The following is an 18,380-nucleotide window of genomic DNA, read 5'->3' on the forward strand; positions in this document are numbered from 1 at the left end:
TATCCGAGGCATTTCTTAACGAAGTCTGAAGGTGGCAAAAATGATCGCTTTGCCCATCTTCAGATTGCCTTAAGGCGGCGCGGGCAGGGTGGCCCCGACTTTCCACTCACGCACAAGGCGTCCCTCCATGACCGAAACCCTGCTGCCCCCTCGCTATGCGAAGCTTTCGATGACCCTGCACTGGCTCATGTTGGCGCTGTTCGTCGGCGTGTACGCCTGCATCGAACTCAAAGGCCTGTTGCCACGGGGTCATGCCCTCAGGAGTGCGCTATTGGGTGGCCATGCGCTGTTCGGCATCGGTATTTTCCTGCTGGTCTGGCTGCGCCTGCTCGGGCGCCTGGCACCGCGCCCGCCGATCCTGCCGCGCCCGCCCGCCTGGCAGACAGCCGCTTCGCACCTGATGCACCTGGCGTTGTACGCGTTGATGATCGTCACGCCCTTGCTGGCCTGGCTGATGCTCAGCGCCGGCGGCAAACCGGTGCCGTATTTCGAGTTCGCACTGCCTGCACTGGTGGCGCCGGACCCGGACCTGGCCAAGCAGTTCAAGCACTGGCACGAGTGGCTGGGCAGCGCGGGTTATTGGTTGATCGGCCTGCACGCGGCGGCGGGGCTGTTCCATCACTATTGGGTCCAGGACAACACCTTGGTGCGCATGTTGCCAAAACGTTATAAACGCTGATTCGTACATTACGGCGCTTGGTGAAACGTTTCTTCTAGCGACAAACGGACCACGCAAGCGCTTGCGTAAGTAAATGTATCTGATTAGAGTCGATGGCAATCGGCTCTGATCCAAGGGGGTCGATACACAAAAATAATAAAACCAGGAGCTCAGCCATGAGCCTTGAACCCTTGCTCGAGATGCAGGGCATCAGCAAGACCTTCAACGGTCTGCGCGTGCTCAGGAATGTCGGCCTGAAGGTCTACCCCGGCGAAATCCACGCCTTGATGGGGGAGAACGGCGCCGGCAAATCGACCCTGATGAAAATCCTCTCCGGCGCTTACCAGGCCGACCCCGGCGGTGAAATCCGCATGGACGGCCAGCCCGTCGCCAGCTTCAATCCCGCCACCGCCAAAGCCCTCGGCATCGCCGTGATCTACCAGGAACTGAGCCTGTGCCCGAACCTGAGCGTGGCCGAGAACATCTACCTGGGCCGCGAACTGCGCCGTGGCTGGACCATCGACCGCCAAGGCATGCAGGCCGGTTGCGTCGAGGTGCTCAAACGCCTGGGCGCCGAATTCACCCCGGCGACCTGTGTCAGTAGCCTGTCGATTGCCGAGCGTCAATTGGTGGAAATCGCCCGCGCCCTGCATGCCCACGCCAAGCTGCTGGTGATGGACGAGCCCACCACGCCGTTGTCGTCCCGCGAGACCGACCGCCTGTTCGCGCTGATCAAACAGCTGCGCAGCCAGGGCCTGGCGATCATCTATATCAGCCATCGCATGGCCGAGATCTACGAGCTGTCGGACCGCGTGTCGGTATTGCGGGACGGCCACTACATCGGCGAATTGAGCCGTGACGCGCTGTCCGCCGAGGTGCTGGTGAAAATGATGGTGGGCCGCGACCTGTCGGGTTTCTACAAGAAGGAACACGCGGCCTATAACCCCGGCAACGTGGTCATGCGCGTGCGCGACATGGCCGACGGCAAGCGCGTGCGCCAGTGCAGCTTCGACCTGCACGCCGGCGAAGTGCTGGGCATTGCCGGCCTGGTCGGGGCAGGGCGCACCGAACTGGCGCGGTTGATCTTCGCCGCCGACCCGCGCACCAGCGGCACCCTGGAAGTGGTGGGCAAGACCGTCACGCAACTGCGCAACCCCGCCGATGCGATTCGCGCAGGCGTGGTGTACCTCACCGAAGACCGCAAGGCCCAAGGGCTGTTCCTGGACATGAGCGTGGCCGACAACATCAACGTCTGCGCCTGTGTGGGCGATGCCCATACAGGCGGCGTGCTCGACCGTGGCCACGCCGCGCAACGCGCGCGGGACGCGATCAAGTCCCTGTCGATCCGTGTGGCCTCGGGCAAGGTCAATGCCGGCGCGCTGTCCGGCGGCAACCAGCAGAAGGTGCTGCTGGCGCGGCTGCTGGAGGTCAAGCCCCACGTACTGATCCTCGACGAACCCACGCGCGGCGTGGACATCGGCTCCAAGTCCGAGATCTACCGCATCATCAATCAACTGGCCCAGGCTGGCGTGGGCATTGTGGTGATCTCCAGCGAGCTGCCGGAAATCATCGGCACTTGCGATCGCGTGTTGATCATGCGCGAAGGCCAGTTGGTGGCCGAAGTCGGCGGGGCCTCCGGCCACGTCATCTCCCAGGAACGCATTATTGACCTCGCCACCGGTGGCGATCAGGTGGTAGCCCATGGCTGATTCGATGAGTGCAACAACCGGCAAGGCCGAGCGCGTGCGCGAGCTGATGCGCACGGTCGGCATGCTGCCGGTGCTGATCCTGCTGCTGGTGGGGTTTGCCCTGGCCAGCGAGAACTTCCTGACCGTGCAGAACCTGTCGATCATAACCCAGCAGGCCTCGGTCAACGTGGTGCTGGCGGCGGGCATGACCTTTGTGATCCTCACGGCGGGCATCGACCTATCGGTGGGCGCGATCCTCGCGGCGTCCGCCGTAGTGGCGTTGCAGGCGTCGATGTCGCCGCAGTTCGGTATGTTCGGGATTGCCGCCGGTATCGGCTTCGGCCTGTTGCTGGGACTGGTCAACGGCGGGTTGATCGCGTTCATGCGCCTGCCGCCGTTTATCGTCACCCTCGGTGCCTTGACCGCCATGCGCGGTCTGGCGCGGTTGCTGGCCTACGACAAAACCGTGTTCAACCCCGACCTGCCATTCGCCTTTATCGGCAATGACTCAATCCTCGGCGTGCCCTGGCTGGTGGTGATCGCCGTGGCGGTGGTGCTGCTGTCGTGGTTCATCCTGCGCCGCACGGTGATGGGCGTGCAGATCTATTCGGTGGGCGGCAACCCCGAAGCGGCGCGGCTTTCCGGGATCAAGGTGTGGAAGGTGCTGCTGTTCGTCTACGCCATGTCCGGCGCGTTGGCCGGGCTCGGTGCGGTGATGAGCGCCTCGCGCCTGTTCGCCGCCAACGGCCTGCAACTGGGGCAATCCTACGAGCTGGATGCGATTGCCGCGGTGATCCTCGGCGGTACCAGCTTTACCGGCGGCGTCGGCACCATCGGCGGCACGCTGATCGGTGCGCTGATCATCGCGGTGCTCACCAACGGCCTGGTGCTGCTGGGGGTGTCGGATATCTGGCAATACATCATCAAGGGCATTGTGATCATCGGCGCGGTCGCGCTGGATCGCTATCGCCAGTCCGGTGCGCGGACCTGAGTTCACTCCTACAACAATCACAAGAGAGACCGGCATGAACCTTAAACATATCTTTCCCGTCGTCGCCTTGGCTGCCCTGATGTCCCACGCCGTCGAAGCCCGCGAACTCAAGGCCCTGGGCATCAGCATGGGCTCGCTGGGCAACCCGTATTTCGTGACCCTGGCCGACGGCGCCACCGCGCGGGCCAAGGCGCTGAATCCCAACGTCAAGGTCACCTCGGTGTCCGCCGATTACGACTTGAGCAAGCAGTTCTCGCAGATCGACAACTTCATCTCGTCCAAGGTCGACCTGATCCTGATCAACGCCGTCGACCCGTCGGCCATGGCCTCGGCGATCAAGAAGGCGCGGGACGCGGGTATCGTCGTGGTGGCCGTGGATGTCGACGCCAAGGGCGTGAACGCCACGGTGCAGACCGATAACGTTGAGGCCGGCCGGTTGGCGTGCCAATACCTGGTGGACAAGCTCGCGGGCAAGGGCAATGTGATCATCCAGAACGGCCCGCAGGTCACCGCCGTGACCGACCGCGTCAAAGGCTGCAAGGCCGCACTGGCCGCTGCGCCGGCCATCAAGGTGCTGTCCGACGACCAGGACGCCAAGGGCTCGCGTGAAGGCGGCCTGAACGCGATGCAGGGTTACCTCACGCGCTTCCCGAAAATCGACGGCCTGTTCGCGATCAACGACCCGCAAGCCATCGGCAGCGACCTGGCGGCCAAACAGCTCAAGCGCAGCGGCATCATCATTACCTCGGTGGACGGCGCGCCGGATATCGAGAACGCGCTCAAGACCGACACCCAGATCCAGGCATCGGCCAGCCAGGACCCATGGGCCATGGCGCAGACTGCAGTGGATGTCGGCAATGACCTGCTCAATGACAAAGCCCCCACCGAAGCGGTTACTCTGCTGACCCCCAGACTGATCACCCGCGACAACGTTGGTACGTACAGCGGCTGGTCGAGTCAACATTGATCGGTTGAGAGGAACTGCATTGTGGTGACCATGGATGACGTGGCAAGCCGCGCGGGAGTGTCGACGTCGACCGTGTCCCACGTGCTGAACGGCACGCGCAAAGTCAGCCCGGCCACGGTGCAGGCGGTGCAGCGCGCCATCGTGGAGCTGGGGTATATCCCCAACACCCTGGCGCGCTCGCTGGCGCGCTCCAGTACCAGCACGATCGGCGTGGCGATTTCGGCGCTGTCCAATCACTACTTCAGCGAAACGGTGCACGCGATTGAAACCGAGTGCGCCAAACACGGCTACATGATGCTGTTCGTCGACACCCACGACGACCCCGAGCAGGAATTGCGCGTGGTCACGGCGCTGCATCACCGGCGCGTCGACGGCATTGTGCTGGCGCCGTCGAACGGCTCGCTGGCCCTGGACTATCTACACGCCAACGAGATCCCGGCGGTGCTGGTGGATCGGATGATGAGTACGCAGTTCGATCAGGTGGGCGTGGAAAATACCCAGTCCACCCAAGCCCTGATTCACCACCTGATCGACCATGGCCATCGGCGCATCGGCTTTATTGCCGGGCGCACGGGGTTCAGCACCACGGACGAGCGGGTGGCCGGTTACCAGGCGGCATTGCAGGCGGCGGGACTGGCGTTCGATCCGCAGTTGCTGGTCAACGGCGGCTCCAACACCGAACCTGCGCGGGCGGCCACCGTGCAACTGCTGAGCCTGGCTGTGCCGCCCACGGCGATCATGGCCGCGAATAACCTGATGACCCTGGGCGCCATGCAGGCCCTGCGTGACGCCCATCTCGACGTGCCGGCGCAGATCGCCCTGGTCGGCTTCGATGATTTTGACTGGGCGGACTTTTTCGTCCCGCGCCTGACCTTGATTGCCCAGCCGGTGCAGGCCCTGGGCGCCCAGGCCGTCCACCTGTTGTTGCAACGCATGGCATCGCCGCATGCGCCGGTGCAAAGCGTGCGCTTGCAGCCCACTCTGCGACTGCGCCATTCCTGTGGCTGTACTTGAGCGGAATAACCCACGTATGAACCGTCCCGTTTCCCTCGGCATCGACCTCGGCACCTCGGAACTCAAAGCCATTCTTATGGACATCGACGGCCACGTGCTGGCCCATGCCGGCGTGCGCCTGAGTGTGTCGCGGCGCCACGCCGGCTGGTCCGAGCAGGCACCGCAAGACTGGTGGCACGCCTGCGTACAGGCGCTGGCGCAACTGCGCGCGCATCCGGCGTTTGCCCGCGTGGCCTGCATCGGCCTGTCCGGGCAGATGCACGGCGCGGTGTTGCTGGGGGACGACGACCGCGTGTTGTACCCGGCGATCCTGTGGGATGACGCCCGCGCCGTGGCTCAAGCGCAACAGTTGGGGCCCGCGTTTGCCGACATCACCGGCAGCCTGCCCATGGCCGGGTTGACCGCGCCGAAGTTGCTCTGGCTGCAACAGCACGAGCCCGAGGTGTTCAAGGCCATTGATTGCGTGCTGTCCCCCAAGGATTACCTGCGTTTGCGCTTGACCGGCGAGCGCATCAGCGAGATGTCGGACGCTGCCGGTACGCTGTGGCTGGATGTGGCCCGGCGCGAATGGTTCGAACCCATGGTGCGAGCCAGCGGCCTGGCGCCCGGGCAACTGCCCGGGCTGGTGGAGGGCGGCGCCGCCAGCGCGGTCCTGACCGCGACCGGGCTGGGCTTGGCACCTGGGGTGGTGATTGCCGGTGGCGGTGGCGATAACCCGGTGGCCGCCGTGGGCATCGGCGCGATCAACGCCGGGGACACCTTCATCACCCTGGGCACCAGCGCGGCCATCGTAGCGATCACCGACCATGCCGCCGGTAACCCGGCCAGCGCCGTGCACAGTTTCTGCCATGCGCTGCCCGATCGCTGGTACACCATGGGCGCCCTGCTGGCCGGCGCCAGTTGCCTGCGCTGGGTCACACGGCTGACGGGCATGCCGGATGAGCACACCCTGCTTGAGCAGGTCCAGGCACAGTTGCCCATCGAGCAAGCGGTGCCGCTCTCCACACCGTTGTTCCTGCCGTACCTCGCCGGCGAACGCACGCCCCATAACGACCCGTTGCTGCGCGGCGGTTTTATGAACCTGGGCCATGACTGCACCGCGGCCATGCTCGGTTACGCGGTGATGGAGGGCGTGGGTTTCGGCTTACTGGACGCGTTGCACGCCGTGCAAGAAGCGGGCGCCGACGTGGGGGCTTGCGCCCTGGTGGGCGGCGGGGCGCGCAGTGAATATTGGGCCCAGTTGTTGGCGAATACCCTGCAGCGCGAGATCTTCACCCTGCAGGGCAGTGAGTTGAGCGCGTGCATGGGGGCGGCGAAACTGGGGTTTGTGGCGATTGGGCAGGGCGCACAGTTGCTGGCGGCGGGGATGCCGGTGAAGGCCCGGTATAAGCCTGACCTGACGCAACGGCCGGTGCTGGAGGCGCGTTATCGCAAGTTTCAGGGATTGCTGACCGCTGCCAAGGCCCTTCACGACTAACAAGCCCCACTCTCCACACCAGGCCCGCGACCGCTCAGTCATTGGTCAGCGGCGGTAAGCGTCGCTTTACCGGGGTTTTCTTGACGATGGCCGTATTGGTTTCGGCATAGGTATTGAGCCGGTCGAGGAGGGTGTCGAGGTGCTCCATCGTGCGCACGTGCAGGCGCGCGATAAAGCAGTCTTCACCGGTGACCTTGTCGCATTCGGTGAATTCGGGGATCGCCTGGATCTGGCGCTCTACTTCCTGCAATTTGCCCGGCAGGGGGCGGATGCGCACGATGGCTTGCAGCAGGTAGCCAAAATGCTTGGGGTCGATGTCGACCGTGTAGTGGGTGAGTACGCCGCGCTCTTCCAGGCGGCGCAGGCGCTCGCCGACGCTGGGCGATGACAGCCCGGTGATGCCGGCCAGGGCCTTGAGGGACAGGCGCGAGTCGTCCATCAAAGCGGTGATCAGTTGCTGGTCGATGGTGTCGATCATGATGTTTGCCTAATAAGTGAAGGTCATCCGGGGTGTTTGCCTTTTTTAGCCGCTGGAGGCGCTGCCGAGCAGATTGCCATAATTGAGCCTCACTTGAGGAGCCTCAATCATGGACACATCCATCCGTCGCGGTTCGTGGGAAATGATCGGCGCCATGCTGATCTCGGGCACCATCGGCTGGTTTGTGCGGGTGTCGGGGGTGTCGGTCATCGAAGTGGTGTTCTGGCGCTGTGTGATCGGCGGGCTGACCTTGCTGCTGGTCTGCGCGCTGCTGGGGTACTTGCGCCTGGACCTGCTCAGTCGGGCCACGCTGGGGTTGGCGGTGCTCAGTGGCGTGGCCATCGTCGGTAACTGGCTGCTGTTGTTCGACGCCTATTCCCGCGCCTCGATTGCCATCAGCACGGCGGTGTACAACGTGCAGCCGTTCCTGTTGGTGCTGTTGGCGGCGTTGGTGCTCGGCGAAAAGATCACGCTGCAGACGCTCGCGTGGTTGTGCGTGGCGTTCCTCGGCATGCTGGCGATCGTCACGGCCCATGGCGACGCGCGAAGCGGCGACGATTATCTTGGCGGTATCGCGTTAGCGTTGGGCGCGGCGTTTCTGTATGCGATCGCTGCCTTGATCATCAAGCGCCTGAAGGACGTGCCGCCGCATTTGCTCGCGTTGATTCAGGTCACCACCGGTGCCGTGCTGCTGGCGCCCCTGGTGCCGTGGAACAGCCTGCCGGTCGCGCCCGATGCCTGTGCGGCACTGGTCACGCTGGGGGTGGTGCACACCGGGGTCATGTATGTGTTGCTGTATGGCGCGATCCAGAAACTGCCCACCGCGATGACCGGCGCGCTGTCGTTCATCTACCCGATTGCGGCGATCTTCGTCGACTGGATTGCCTTCGGGCACCGCCTGGGTTGGCTGCAATGGCTGGGTGTGGCGGCGATTCTGCTGGCGGCAGCGGGGTTGCAGCGGGGGTGGTCGGTGGGGCGGGGGATCGCGGTGGTCAGGGGCTTGCGGGGGTGAGCGGGCTCACCCCCTTTACCTATCAGTGCGGCGCGCGGGGAATGGTCTTGAGCAGGTCGTCCGGGCTGATGTAGCCGACCACGCTACCCGGCTGTGGCAGACCGAGGATGTGCCCCTTGATCTTGCCCACCACATGCATTTCGCAAGGCTTGCAGTCGAACTTCAGGGTCAGCACTTCATCGCCGTGGATCAGTTGCATCGGCGCCACCTTGGTCTTCACGCCAGTCACTCCCTTGGCCTGCTTAGGGCACAGGTTGAACGAGAAGCGCAGACAGTGTTTGGTGATCATCACCGGCACTTCGCCGGTTTCTTCGTGGGCTTCAAAGGCGGCGTCGATCAGTTTCACCCCGTGACGGTGATAGAAATCACGAGCCTTCTGGTTGTAGACGTTGGCCAGGAACGACAGGTGCGCTTCCGGGTACTCCGGCGGCGGTGTGGTTTCGGCCTTGCGCCCGCCACGCGGATGAGCGGCGACACGCGCGACGGTCAGCGCTTCGATGACTTCGCGGCGCAACGCCTTGAGTTGCGAGTTGGGGATGAAGAACGCCTGGGGCGCATCCAGCTCGATGGCGGTGGCGTGGTATTCGGTGGTGCCCAGTTGGCCGAGCAGGTCACGCAGGGTGTCGAGTGCCTGTTCCGGCTTGTTGGCCACGCCAAACGGGCCGGGCAGGGTGACGCTGGCGCTGATGCCTTCTTCGCTGGTGGCGGTGACGTCCAGTTGGGCTTCGCGCAGACGCGCGACCCACGCCAGGCCGATACGGCGCTCGGCTGAGGTCTTGAGCAGCGCCTGCTGCCAGTTGTGGTCGAGGTTACGGCTCAGCGGGTGGTTCGGCCGCAGTTGATGCAGGCCCGCCGGCATTTCATTCGGTTCGACGCGGTAGCGGTAGCGCTTCTCGCCGTCTTCTTCGAACTCGCCCTTGGGCTCGGCGATATTGGCGCGGAAACCCACGACCTCGCGCTTGACCAGCACATTGAGGCCGTCGCCGTTGGACAGCGGCTCATGGGTGATCACTTGCAGGTCGCGCTTGCCGGCTTTTTCCACCACGCCCACCGGCAGACCAGTGAAGGTCGGGGTGTCGAAGGCGCCGATGTCGATCTTGCGGTCGCTGACAAAGTAGTCGGTGCTGCCCCGGTGAAAGGTTTTTTCCGGGTCGGGCAGGAAGAAGTGCGCGGTCCGGCCGCTGGAGGCGCGGGCCAGGTCCGGGCGGTCCTCGAGAATCTCGTCGAGGCGCTGGCGGTAATAGGCAGTGATGTTCTTCACATAGCCCATGTCCTTGTAGCGGCCTTCGATCTTGAACGAGCGCACACCGGCATCCACCAGGGCGCGCAGGTTGGCGCTCTGGTTGTTGTCTTTCATCGACAGCAGGTGCTTTTCAAAGGCGACGACGCGGCCTTGATCGTCTTTCAAGGTGTACGGCAGGCGGCACGCCTGGGAGCAATCGCCACGGTTGGCGCTGCGGCCGTTCTGCGCGTGGGAGATATTGCACTGCCCGGAGAACGCCACGCACAGCGCGCCGTGGATAAAGAACTCGATGGCAGCATCGGTCTCGTCGGCGATGGCGCGGATTTCCTGCAGGTTCAGCTCACGGGCCAAAACCAACTGCGAGAAACCGGCCTGATCGAGAAACTTGGCACGCGCCAGGGTGCGGATATCGGTCTGGGTGCTGGCATGCAGCTCGATGGGCGGAATATCCAGCTCCATCACCCCCAGGTCCTGCACGATCAACGCATCGACGCCGGCGTCGTAGAGCTGATGGATCAGCTTGCGCGCCGGCTCCAGCTCGTTGTCATGCAAGATGGTGTTGATCGTGGTGAACACGCGGGCGTGGTAGCGACGGGCGAATTCCACCAGTTGAGCGATATCGCTCACCTCGTTGCAGGCGTTATGGCGTGCCCCGAAGCTGGGGCCGCCGATATAGATGGCGTCGGCGCCATGCAGAATGGCCTCGCGGGCGATGGCGACATCGCGGGCAGGGCTGAGCAATTCCAGGTGATGCTTGGGCAAGGACATAGTTTTTTTAGTCAGGCTTGTCACGGTTGAGGCGCGCATTGTAGCTGTGAAACGCCTGAGCGGCATCTCTTCAGGCTTTGGCGGCCATCGCGGTGACTTCCACCCGCATGCCCTCGACCGCCAGGGCAGCAACGCCCACCGCCGCGCGCACGGGCCAGGGCTTGGCGAAGAAGCGCTTGTAGACCTCATTGAAGGCGGCGCGATCGGCCATATCCGTCAGATAAATGGTCAGGTGCATCACACGGTCCATGGAACTGCCGGCTTTTTCCAAGGCTACTTTCAGGGCTTGCAGCGTGCATTCGCTTTGCAGGGTGATATCGCCCAGCTCAAGGCTGCCATCGGCGCGGGTCGGGATCTGGGTGGAAACCAGGATGCCATTGAAGCCGACGACATCGGAGGAAATGGAGTCGACATCGGGGTCGGGGGTGTAGGACAGGTCGTGGTTGGCCATGGGTGCCTCTCGATGGCTGTGGCAGAAAGGCGCCATGGTCCTCGAAAACGCCGGCCCGGGCAAACGGGCCGGCGCGCCCGTCCGTTTTTTTTGACGCCAGAAAATAAACCTTTCAGTAACGTAAAGTCGCGTATTTCGCGGCCGATAGCCCGGTATGCGTTGGTTTTCCCCTGTCCGAGGTTACGTCATGTTCAACACAACACTTAAAAACGAACTGGCGGCCAGGACGGCCGAAATCAGCGAGTACAAGGGATTGATCAGCGCACTGGACCGCTCCATGGCGGTGGTCGAATTCGATCTGAATGGCAAGGTATTACGCGCCAATGACAACTTCCAGAAAGCCCTGGGTTACAGCAGCGCCCAGTTGGCCGGTAAATCCCACCGCGACTTTTGCTTGCCGGCGCTGACCAGCAGCCATGCCTACAGTCAATTCTGGGCCGAGCTCAAGGCCGGCAAGTTTGTCTCGGGCACCTTCAAACGGGTGGACGGCAACGGCAAGACCATCTGGCTCGAAGCCAGCTACAACCCGGTGCTGGATGAGCGTGGCCAGGTGCTGAAGGTGGTCAAGTACGCACTCGATGTCACCACCAAAGTCGAGCAGGAAGCCGCCACCCGTAGCAAGCTGGCGGCGCTGGACCGGGCCATGGCCATGATCGAGTTCGACCTGACCGGGCAGGTGCTGGACGCCAACGCTAACTTCTTGAACGTGATGGGTTACACGCTGGCGGAAATCAAAGGCAAACAGCACCGTTTGTTTTGCGAACCGGCGCTGGTCAACAGCAATGAATACACGGACTTCTGGCGCCGGTTGAACAACGGCGAGTTTTTCACCGGTCAGTTCAAGCGCCTGGGCAAACACGGCCGGGTGGTGTGGCTGGAGGCCAGTTACAACCCCGTGTACGACGGTGATGGCACGTTGATCAAGATCGTCAAGTTCGCCAGCGATATCACCGAGCGCGTCGAGAAATTCGAAGAAGACTCCCGCGGCGCGTCGCGGGCCTACCATATTTCCTCAGAAACCGAACGCTTTGCCGAGCATGGCACCCAGGTGATCCAGGAAACCACCGCCGAAATGCGCCGTATCGCCGACAACATCGGGGTGTCCGCGGGACTGGTGGGGCAACTGGGGCAGCGCTCCGAGCAGATCACCGCGATCGTCAACACCATTCGCGGGATTGCCGACCAGACCAACCTGTTGGCGCTCAACGCTGCCATCGAGGCGGCGCGCGCCGGGGATCAGGGCCGAGGCTTTGCGGTGGTGGCCGACGAAGTCAGGCAACTGGCGGGGCGGACCAGCCGTTCCACCACGGAAATCGCCGAGATGATCGGCCTGATCCTGGCCGAGACCCGCGATGCGGTCACCAGCATGAATGTCACTCAGGAAGGCGCGCAACGCGGCGTGAACCTGGCGGATCAGGCCGGCGCAGTGATCCAGCAGATTCGTACCAGCACCAACGATGCGGTACAGGCCGTGAGTATGTTCGCGTCGAAAATGGATGAATCGGAGGTCATTCCCAAAACCGCGGTCGGCTGGGTGGGCTGATGCCCTGATCGGCGCGGGCAAGAGCCAGGCGTCCGAGGCCGGAGGAGGGGGGATGGCCCCCTCGTTCAGCGCGGGTATTACTCTTTGACATCCATGAACTTCTCGGCCCAGCCCACGTAGCTTTCCGGCAACGTATAGGTGTGCGTCAGTTCGGTGGCACTGAGGTTTGAAGTGCTGTGGGTCAGTTGACGCTGGGCACGCAGGCTGTCGTAGGTCGCCTTGATTGCGGCAAAGTAGGCTCCGTGGCCGGCCACCACCACGCGCACGCCGAGGCTGGCCAGGCGTTGGCTGTCATGGAGCTTCGGATTGCCGTAGGTCACCAGCATCAGCGGCACCGTGAGGTGCTGCGCGATGTGCTCAAGGTGCTCGAAGTCACTGACACCCACCATGCAAATCCCGTCCGCCCCGGCGTTCTGGTAGGCCAGGGTGCGCTCGATCACCGCCTCGGTGGGCAGCACGCCCGCGTTGGTTCGGGCAATGATCGACAGTTCGGGGTCGACACGGGCTTCCAGGGCGGCCCTGACTTTGCCGATGCCTTCCTCGATGGAAATCAGATCCGTGGACTTACGCCCGAATTGCGCCGGCAGCAGCGTGTCTTCGATCGTCAGCGCGGCCACGCCAGCGCGTTCGAGCTCTTCGACGGTCCGCATGACGTTGAGGGCGTTGCCGTAGCCATGGTCGGCATCGGCAATGAAAGGAAGCTGGGCGACGCGACCGATGCGCGTGGCCTGCTCGACGAACTCACTCAGTGTGATCAGTGCAAAGTCGGGCGCGGCCAGTACCTGCAACGAAGCCACGGAGCCGCCGAGGATACCGACCTCGAACCCCAGGTCCGCAGCGATACGCGCCGACATCGGGTCGAACACCGATGCGGTTTCCACGCAAGTCGGTGTGGCAAGCAGTTCACGGAAATTGCGACGAAGCGCCGAATGGGACTTTTTTGGCATGATCTTTCCTGGTTGGGGCGATTGTCGACTGACGATCAATGCCTATTCATAGTGGCAGGAGGTTACCACGCCGCAAAACCCAGGATTATGACGTTTGAGAATGGGGTATGCGTTTGACACATACCATGGCCCGCTGCACCCGCGCGGCGGCCATGGCCTGAGATGCCCGCGGATCACTCGACGGGCTGGTTGAGCATGCTCACATGACAGGTGCTGCCACCGCGTCTTTTCGCCTGGTACATCGCATTGTCAGCCCGCGCGAGCAGTTGCTCGACGCTCACCCCATCGGCGGGATAAAGGCTGATGCCCACGCTGATACCCACGCTGATGTGCGTGCGCAGGCGATGGGTGTCGATCATGAAGGGCTGGTCGACCGCGCCGATCAGTTTTTCCGCCAAGGCCTCAACCTGTGCCGCTTGCTCCATGCCGGTCACAAGAATCGCGAACTCATCGCCGCTCAAGCGGCAGACAACGTCGGAGCGGCGCACCGACTGGCTCAGGCGTTCAGCCACCGCCACCAGCAACTTGTCGCCGCACGCATGCCCATGGGTGTCGTTCACTGCCTTGAAACGGTCCAGGTCGATGAACATCAGCGCCAGCGGCTTGTGCTGCCGGGTCGCGTAGTTGATCGCCTGATTGAGCAAACTCAGGAACAGACTGCGGTTGGGCAACCCCGTCAGCCCATCGTGGAAAGCCAGTTGTTGCATGCGCGCCCGTTCCTCATCCATCACCTGAAAGTTGTGCAGGATGGCGATGAAATGCGTGACCACTCCTTCGGGGTCGCACACCGGCGTGATGACCTGGTTGATCGTGCAGTGGGAGCCGTCCTTGCGCCGCTCGGTCATCTGGCCCTGCCATGTCAGGCCCGCCAGGATGGTCATCCATAACTCCCGGTAAAACGTCGTCGTTTGACGACCCGACGACAACAAATGCGGGGTCTTGCCCACCAGTTCCGGCTTGGAGTAGCCGCTGATCAGGCTGAAGGCCTTATTGATCCACACGATGCACCCCGTCCTCTCGGTGATCAGCACCGGGTTCGCCGCGGCGTCCAGTGCCCTCATCAACAGTTGCTGCTCATTTTCGATCATATGCCCTCCGACAGCGTTGGTGAGACGGCAAACCTTGATTCAGGCTAGGAGCAAGGGCAACGGCGGCTGTTGATGAATATCAACTTTTGCTGGCCCAAGCTGATAAAGATCAATTGGCCGCCGCCGCGCAGGGCTCAATGTGAAGGCCAATCCACCTACCCAGATGGCCTCGTGCCGAGGTGCCCCATGTTGCAGACGCCGCGTTTACTCTTGATTGCCCCACCCACCATGACCCGCACCCCAGCGTTCGACCGTGCCGCCGCGTTGGCCCGCGCGATGCAACTGCCGCTGCACATCGTGGCGTTCAATTATCTGCAGGCCCTGGCGATTGCCGGGCTGTTCGCGCCGGAACAGATCACCCGCGCCCGGGAAGGCTACCTGGACACCCATCGGCACTGGCTCACCGAACAGGCCGTCTCGATGAGCAAGCACGGGATCGAGGTCACCAGCGAGGTGGTGTGGGTGCATCACCCTTATGAGGAAATCCTCAATTTCGTCAACGAGATGTCGCTGGCCCTGATTATCAAGGATGCCGAGGACGTACCGGCGTTGAAGCGGGTGTTCTTCACCCCACTGGATTGGCAATTGCTGCGCGACTGCCCGGTGCCGGTGCATCTGGTCACCGATGCGCGCCATCCGCAGCCGCGCAAGGTGCTGGCGATCGTCGATGTGTTGCGCAGCGAGGAGCAGGACCAAGTGTTCAATGACCAGATTGTCGAGGCCGCCGCCAAGCTGGCCGCTCAGTGCAATGCGCAGCTTGAGCTGTTGCATGTGTACGACTGGGCTGCGGTGTATGCCAAAGACATGGGTTACGGCGCGGTGCCCCTGGCGGCCGGGCTGTATGAGGCGCTCAACGAAGCGCAGCACGAGGCGTTCAGTGCGTTGGCCGAGCGCCAGGGGATTGCCCCCGAACAACGGCACTTTATCGAAGGGGTGCCGTTGATGAATATCTGCAACTTCGCCCAAGACCATCAGATCGACATCATCGTCATGGGCACCGTGCAGCACGCCGGGCTGAACAAGCTGTTGGGCACCACCGCCGAAAGCCTGTTGCACCATGCGCCTTGCAGTATGTGGGCGATCAAACCGTCACGCGGCTAAGCATTGAACCTGCCGGCCGCGTTGACCGCGGCCTGAAGAGGTGTGAAATGAGCCAATACCAACATCTACTGCTGATCGCCGACCGCACGCTGTATCACTCTCCGGCGCTGTTACGGGCGGTGGCGCTGGCCAAGGCGTGTGGCGCGACCCTGCATGTCAGAGCGTTTATCGAGCCTGCACCGATCATTCATTTGTGGGAGGAGCATGTCGACGAGTCGGCCTTTCAGGACTACCTGTACCGTTATCGCCATTGGTTGACCGAAGAACTTCAGCGTCATGGCGGGAACGGGCTGAAGGTCACGGTTGACCTGGTGTTCACCACCCACCCCCTGCTGGACATCCTGCGCGCCATCGCCGACCTGAACCCCGACCTGGTGATCAAGGACGTCAAGGCCGAGCCGATGCTCAAGCGTGTGTTCGTCACGCCGCTCGACTGCCAACTGTTGCGCGAGTGCACGACGCCGCTGCATCTGGTGAGCCAGGCCCGTTACGGCTTGCCCCATCGCGTGGTGGCCGCCGTCGATCCGTTCGATCCCGACACACAGATCAGCGGCCTCAACGATGCGATCATCCAGAGCGCCCTGGCCCTGGCGCTGCAATGCGATGCGCCGTTGCATCTGCTGCATGCCTACGACCTGTCCCCGGCGTTCAACGGTGAGGCGCCGCTGGTGATGGGCGGCTGGAACCTGGACTTCGCCGAAGAGTTGCGCCAGTCCTTGCACCAGACCTTCGTCACCCTGGCCGACCGTTATGGGGTACCGCCGGAGCGGCGGCACTTTGTCATGGGGCAGCCGGTGCCGGTGATCCAGGCGTTTGTCGATGAGTTCCAGGCCGATGTGGTGGTCATGGGCACGGCGCATCGGGTCGGGCTCGAACGGTTGATCGGCAGCAACACCGAACGGGCGCTGTATTCGGTGCCGGGCAGCCTGTTAGCGATCCGGCAGCCACCCACCAGCCTCAACGGCTAACTGGGTCCGGAGCGAGCATTTGTTGATAAAAATCAGGCTGGCCGCTGGCCAGCCTCAGATACTGGATACGAACTTTTTGACCGCTTACGGCCATGGGCCGAGGAGAACACCATGAAAAACTACCTGTCCGTTTCACTGCTGGCGCTTGCGTTGGCCACGTCTGCCGGGTGCAGCCATCAAGCCGCCAAGGAGTTCGACGCGCGCCTGGAGGCCGCAGAAAACACCGCCGCCACCGCGCGCCTGCGCGCCGATGAAGCCTACCTCAAGGCTGACCAGGCCGCAGCGCTGGCCGCCCAGGCCCAGCGCACGGCTGACGAAGCCAACGAGCGCGCGATTCGCATGCTGACCAAAGCCAGCCGGAAATAAGCAACGCTGGCGCTTGCGGCCGGTCAGGGTGTCAGCACGATCGCACCGTTGAATTGACCGGCTCGCAAGTACGCCAGCGCCTCGTTGGCGTCGCTCAGGGCAAAGCGGGTGATGTCGCAGTGCACCGGGGTGTGCTGCAAGGTGTCGAAAAACGCCGTACCGTCTTGCCGGGTCAGGTTGGCCACCGAACGAACGCTGCGCTCGCCCCACAGCAAGCGATAGGGGAAGGTCGGAATGTCACTCATGTGAATCCCGGCACAAATCACACAGCCGCCCTTGACGGTGGCCTCCAGCGCCAGCGGCACCAGCGCGCCGACGGGGGCAAAAATCAGGCTGGCATCCAGCAAGTGGGGTGGCGCTTGATCCGAGGGGCCGGCCCACACGGCGCCGAGTGAACGAGCATACGCCTGGCCTTCGTGGTCGTCCGGGCGAGTGAATGCATACACTTGCTGCCCTCGGCCCAGCGCCACCTGAATCGCCAGATGCGCCGCCGCGCCGAAGCCGAAAAGCCCCAGGTGGCGGGCCTGGGGCGCCATTTGCAGGGCACGGAACCCGATCAGGCCGGTACACAGTAACGGCGCGGCCTGCACGTCCGAGAGCCCGTCGGGAATCGGCAGGCAAAAGCGTGCATCCGCCAGGGTGTATTCGGCATAGCCGCCGTCCAGTTGACAGCCGGTGAACTGCGCCTGGTCGCAGAGGTTTTCGCGACCCGAGGTGCAGAACTGACACTCGCCGCAGGTCCATCCGAGCCACGGCACGCCCACGCGGCGGCCGATCCAGTGCGGCTCGACAGCGGCGCCCACGGCCGTCACTTCGCCGACGATCTCATGGCCGGGCACCCGTGGCAGCCGCGCTTGCGGCAACTCACCGTCCACCAGGTGCAGGTCGGTGCGGCATACGCCACAGGCCAGGACCTTGATCAGCAGTTGCTGGGCGCCAGGTATCGGGATGGGGCGCTGCTCAAGTTGCAGCGGCTGCCCGGGGGTATGCAGAACCATGGCACGCATGAAGACTCTCCAGATGATCGACGCGAATGCTAGCCCGGACGATCACACCCGGCGACCAGTCGCCTGAGACCGTCCAGGTCGTGGATTGTGACGTTGCGGCCGTCGATGTGCGCCACTCCGCGGTCACGCAGATGGGCGATGCCGCGACAGATGGTTTCCAGGCGCAAGCCCAGGTAGGAGCCGATTTCCTCGCGGCGCATTTTCAGCACAAAGTGCCTGGCCGAATACCCGCGGCTGCTGAAACGCTGCGACAGGTTCAGCAGAAACGCCACCAGGCGCTCATCCGAATTCATGTTGCCCATCAGCATCAGCAAGGTGTGGTCCCGCACGATTTCACGGCTCAGCAAGCGGCTGAAGTTGTGCTGCAGCGATGGCAGGTTGCGGGCCAGACTCTCCAGGTGGGCGAAGTGGATGGGGCACACCTCGCTGTCCTCCAGCGCAATCGCCGTACAGGCGTGCGCGTCGGCACTGATGGCATCCATGCTTTATCCATTAAGTCAACCCCTAGACACCGATGTGTGAGGGTATCACCAGGGAGAGGTAGAAATACCGGGTCTAACAGAAATGAATCGCATCCGCGGCGTGACCTAGGGCCAACGGGCTCATCGGCATT

The 18,380-nt window shown here is 63.2% G+C and carries 16 protein-coding genes and 3 pseudogenes; 12 read left to right on the top strand and 7 right to left on the bottom strand.

The annotated features are described in order from the left end of the window. The first annotated feature begins 127 nt into the window (after positions 1-127). From ACLH0J_RS18420 to xylB, 6 genes are all read left to right on the top strand, one after another. Positions 128-679, top strand: a complete 552-nt coding sequence (locus ACLH0J_RS18420; RefSeq protein WP_411388477.1) for a cytochrome b — start codon at positions 128-130, stop codon at positions 677-679. 155 nt (positions 680-834) lie between these two features. Beyond that, positions 835-2,367, top strand: coding sequence for a sugar ABC transporter ATP-binding protein (locus ACLH0J_RS18425; protein ID WP_411388478.1), 1,533 nt, complete (start codon positions 835-837; stop codon positions 2,365-2,367). Further along, positions 2,360-3,337 carry an ABC transporter permease subunit gene (locus ACLH0J_RS18430; protein WP_411388479.1) on the top strand — a complete coding sequence of 326 codons (978 nt, stop codon included), beginning with the start codon at positions 2,360-2,362 and terminating at the stop codon, positions 3,335-3,337. Before ACLH0J_RS18425 ends, ACLH0J_RS18430 begins: the two co-directional genes overlap by 8 nt. A gap of 34 nt (positions 3,338-3,371) precedes the next feature. Further along, entirely contained in the window at positions 3,372-4,304 is a 933-nt protein-coding gene (locus ACLH0J_RS18435; protein WP_411388480.1) for an ABC transporter substrate-binding protein, read from the top strand. A gap of 21 nt (positions 4,305-4,325) precedes the next feature. Next, a complete protein-coding gene (locus ACLH0J_RS18440) occupies positions 4,326-5,318 on the top strand; it encodes a LacI family DNA-binding transcriptional regulator (protein WP_411388481.1) in 993 nt (330 codons plus the stop codon). A gap of 16 nt (positions 5,319-5,334) precedes the next feature. After that, positions 5,335-6,795, top strand: coding sequence for a xylulokinase (gene xylB, locus ACLH0J_RS18445; RefSeq protein WP_411388482.1), 1,461 nt, complete (start codon positions 5,335-5,337; stop codon positions 6,793-6,795). A 34-nt stretch (positions 6,796-6,829) separates the two neighbouring features. On the opposite strand, the gene ACLH0J_RS18450 is transcribed toward xylB, so the two are convergent. After that, the gene (locus ACLH0J_RS18450; RefSeq protein ID WP_411388483.1) at positions 6,830-7,273 is read right to left on the bottom strand and encodes an Lrp/AsnC family transcriptional regulator; all 444 of its coding nucleotides are present in this window, start codon (positions 7,271-7,273) and stop codon (positions 6,830-6,832) included. A gap of 109 nt (positions 7,274-7,382) precedes the next feature. Between ACLH0J_RS18450 and ACLH0J_RS18455 the strand changes: the two genes are divergently transcribed. Continuing rightward, positions 7,383-8,285: a DMT family transporter gene (locus ACLH0J_RS18455; protein ID WP_411388484.1), complete on the top strand. Its 903-nt coding sequence runs from the start codon at positions 7,383-7,385 to the stop codon at positions 8,283-8,285. 22 nt (positions 8,286-8,307) lie between these two features. Here ACLH0J_RS18455 and ACLH0J_RS18460 read toward each other — a convergent pair whose 3' ends face one another. Continuing rightward, positions 8,308-10,296 (bottom strand): peptidase U32 family protein, encoded by a 1,989-nt coding sequence (locus tag ACLH0J_RS18460; protein WP_411388485.1) that lies wholly within the window; start codon positions 10,294-10,296, stop codon positions 8,308-8,310. A 70-nt stretch (positions 10,297-10,366) separates the two neighbouring features. Beyond that, positions 10,367-10,747: a RidA family protein gene (locus tag ACLH0J_RS18465; RefSeq protein ID WP_411388486.1), complete on the bottom strand. Its 381-nt coding sequence runs from the start codon at positions 10,745-10,747 to the stop codon at positions 10,367-10,369. 187 nt (positions 10,748-10,934) lie between these two features. On the opposite strand from ACLH0J_RS18465, the pseudogene ACLH0J_RS18470 reads away from it, so the two are divergent. Together ACLH0J_RS18470 and ACLH0J_RS18475 are read left to right on the top strand one after the other, a co-directional pair. After that, positions 10,935-11,702, top strand: a pseudogene (locus ACLH0J_RS18470) (PAS domain-containing protein); the annotation flags it as partial. Between the two features lie 111 nt (positions 11,703-11,813). Further along, a pseudogene (locus ACLH0J_RS18475) lies at positions 11,814-12,290 on the top strand (methyl-accepting chemotaxis protein); the annotation flags it as partial. Positions 12,291-12,367: 77 nt separating this feature from the next. Here ACLH0J_RS18475 and ACLH0J_RS18480 read toward each other — a convergent pair. Continuing rightward, positions 12,368-13,237 (bottom strand): oxaloacetate decarboxylase, encoded by an 870-nt coding sequence (locus ACLH0J_RS18480; RefSeq protein WP_411388487.1) that lies wholly within the window; start codon positions 13,235-13,237, stop codon positions 12,368-12,370. A gap of 173 nt (positions 13,238-13,410) precedes the next feature. After that, on the bottom strand, positions 13,411-14,325 hold the full coding sequence (locus ACLH0J_RS18485; protein WP_411388488.1) for a diguanylate cyclase domain-containing protein: 915 nt from the start codon (positions 14,323-14,325) through the stop codon (positions 13,411-13,413). A gap of 186 nt (positions 14,326-14,511) precedes the next feature. On the opposite strand from ACLH0J_RS18485, the gene ACLH0J_RS18490 reads away from it, so the two are divergent. The 3 genes from ACLH0J_RS18490 to ACLH0J_RS18500 all read left to right on the top strand — a co-directional run bounded on the left by ACLH0J_RS18490 (position 14,512) and on the right by ACLH0J_RS18500 (position 16,760). Next, on the top strand, positions 14,512-15,426 hold the full coding sequence (locus ACLH0J_RS18490; protein WP_411388489.1) for a universal stress protein: 915 nt from the start codon (positions 14,512-14,514) through the stop codon (positions 15,424-15,426). 47 nt (positions 15,427-15,473) lie between these two features. Continuing rightward, the gene (locus tag ACLH0J_RS18495; protein WP_411388490.1) at positions 15,474-16,394 is read left to right on the top strand and encodes a universal stress protein; all 921 of its coding nucleotides are present in this window, start codon (positions 15,474-15,476) and stop codon (positions 16,392-16,394) included. A 111-nt stretch (positions 16,395-16,505) separates the two neighbouring features. Next, positions 16,506-16,760: an Lpp/OprI family alanine-zipper lipoprotein gene (locus ACLH0J_RS18500; protein ID WP_411388491.1), complete on the top strand. Its 255-nt coding sequence runs from the start codon at positions 16,506-16,508 to the stop codon at positions 16,758-16,760. A 23-nt stretch (positions 16,761-16,783) separates the two neighbouring features. Here the strand turns inward: ACLH0J_RS18500 and ACLH0J_RS18505 are convergent, their stop codons facing one another. After that, complete coding sequence (locus ACLH0J_RS18505) at positions 16,784-17,767, bottom strand: zinc-dependent alcohol dehydrogenase family protein (RefSeq protein ID WP_411388492.1); 984 nt, start codon at positions 17,765-17,767, stop codon at positions 16,784-16,786. 29 nt (positions 17,768-17,796) lie between these two features. Beyond that, positions 17,797-18,249, bottom strand: a pseudogene (locus ACLH0J_RS18510) (helix-turn-helix domain-containing protein); the annotation flags it as partial. Between the last annotated feature and the right edge of the window lie 131 nt (positions 18,250-18,380).

This window comes from Pseudomonas sp. MPB23, assembly GCF_046605395.1.
GTDB lineage: Bacteria > Pseudomonadota > Gammaproteobacteria > Pseudomonadales > Pseudomonadaceae > Aquipseudomonas.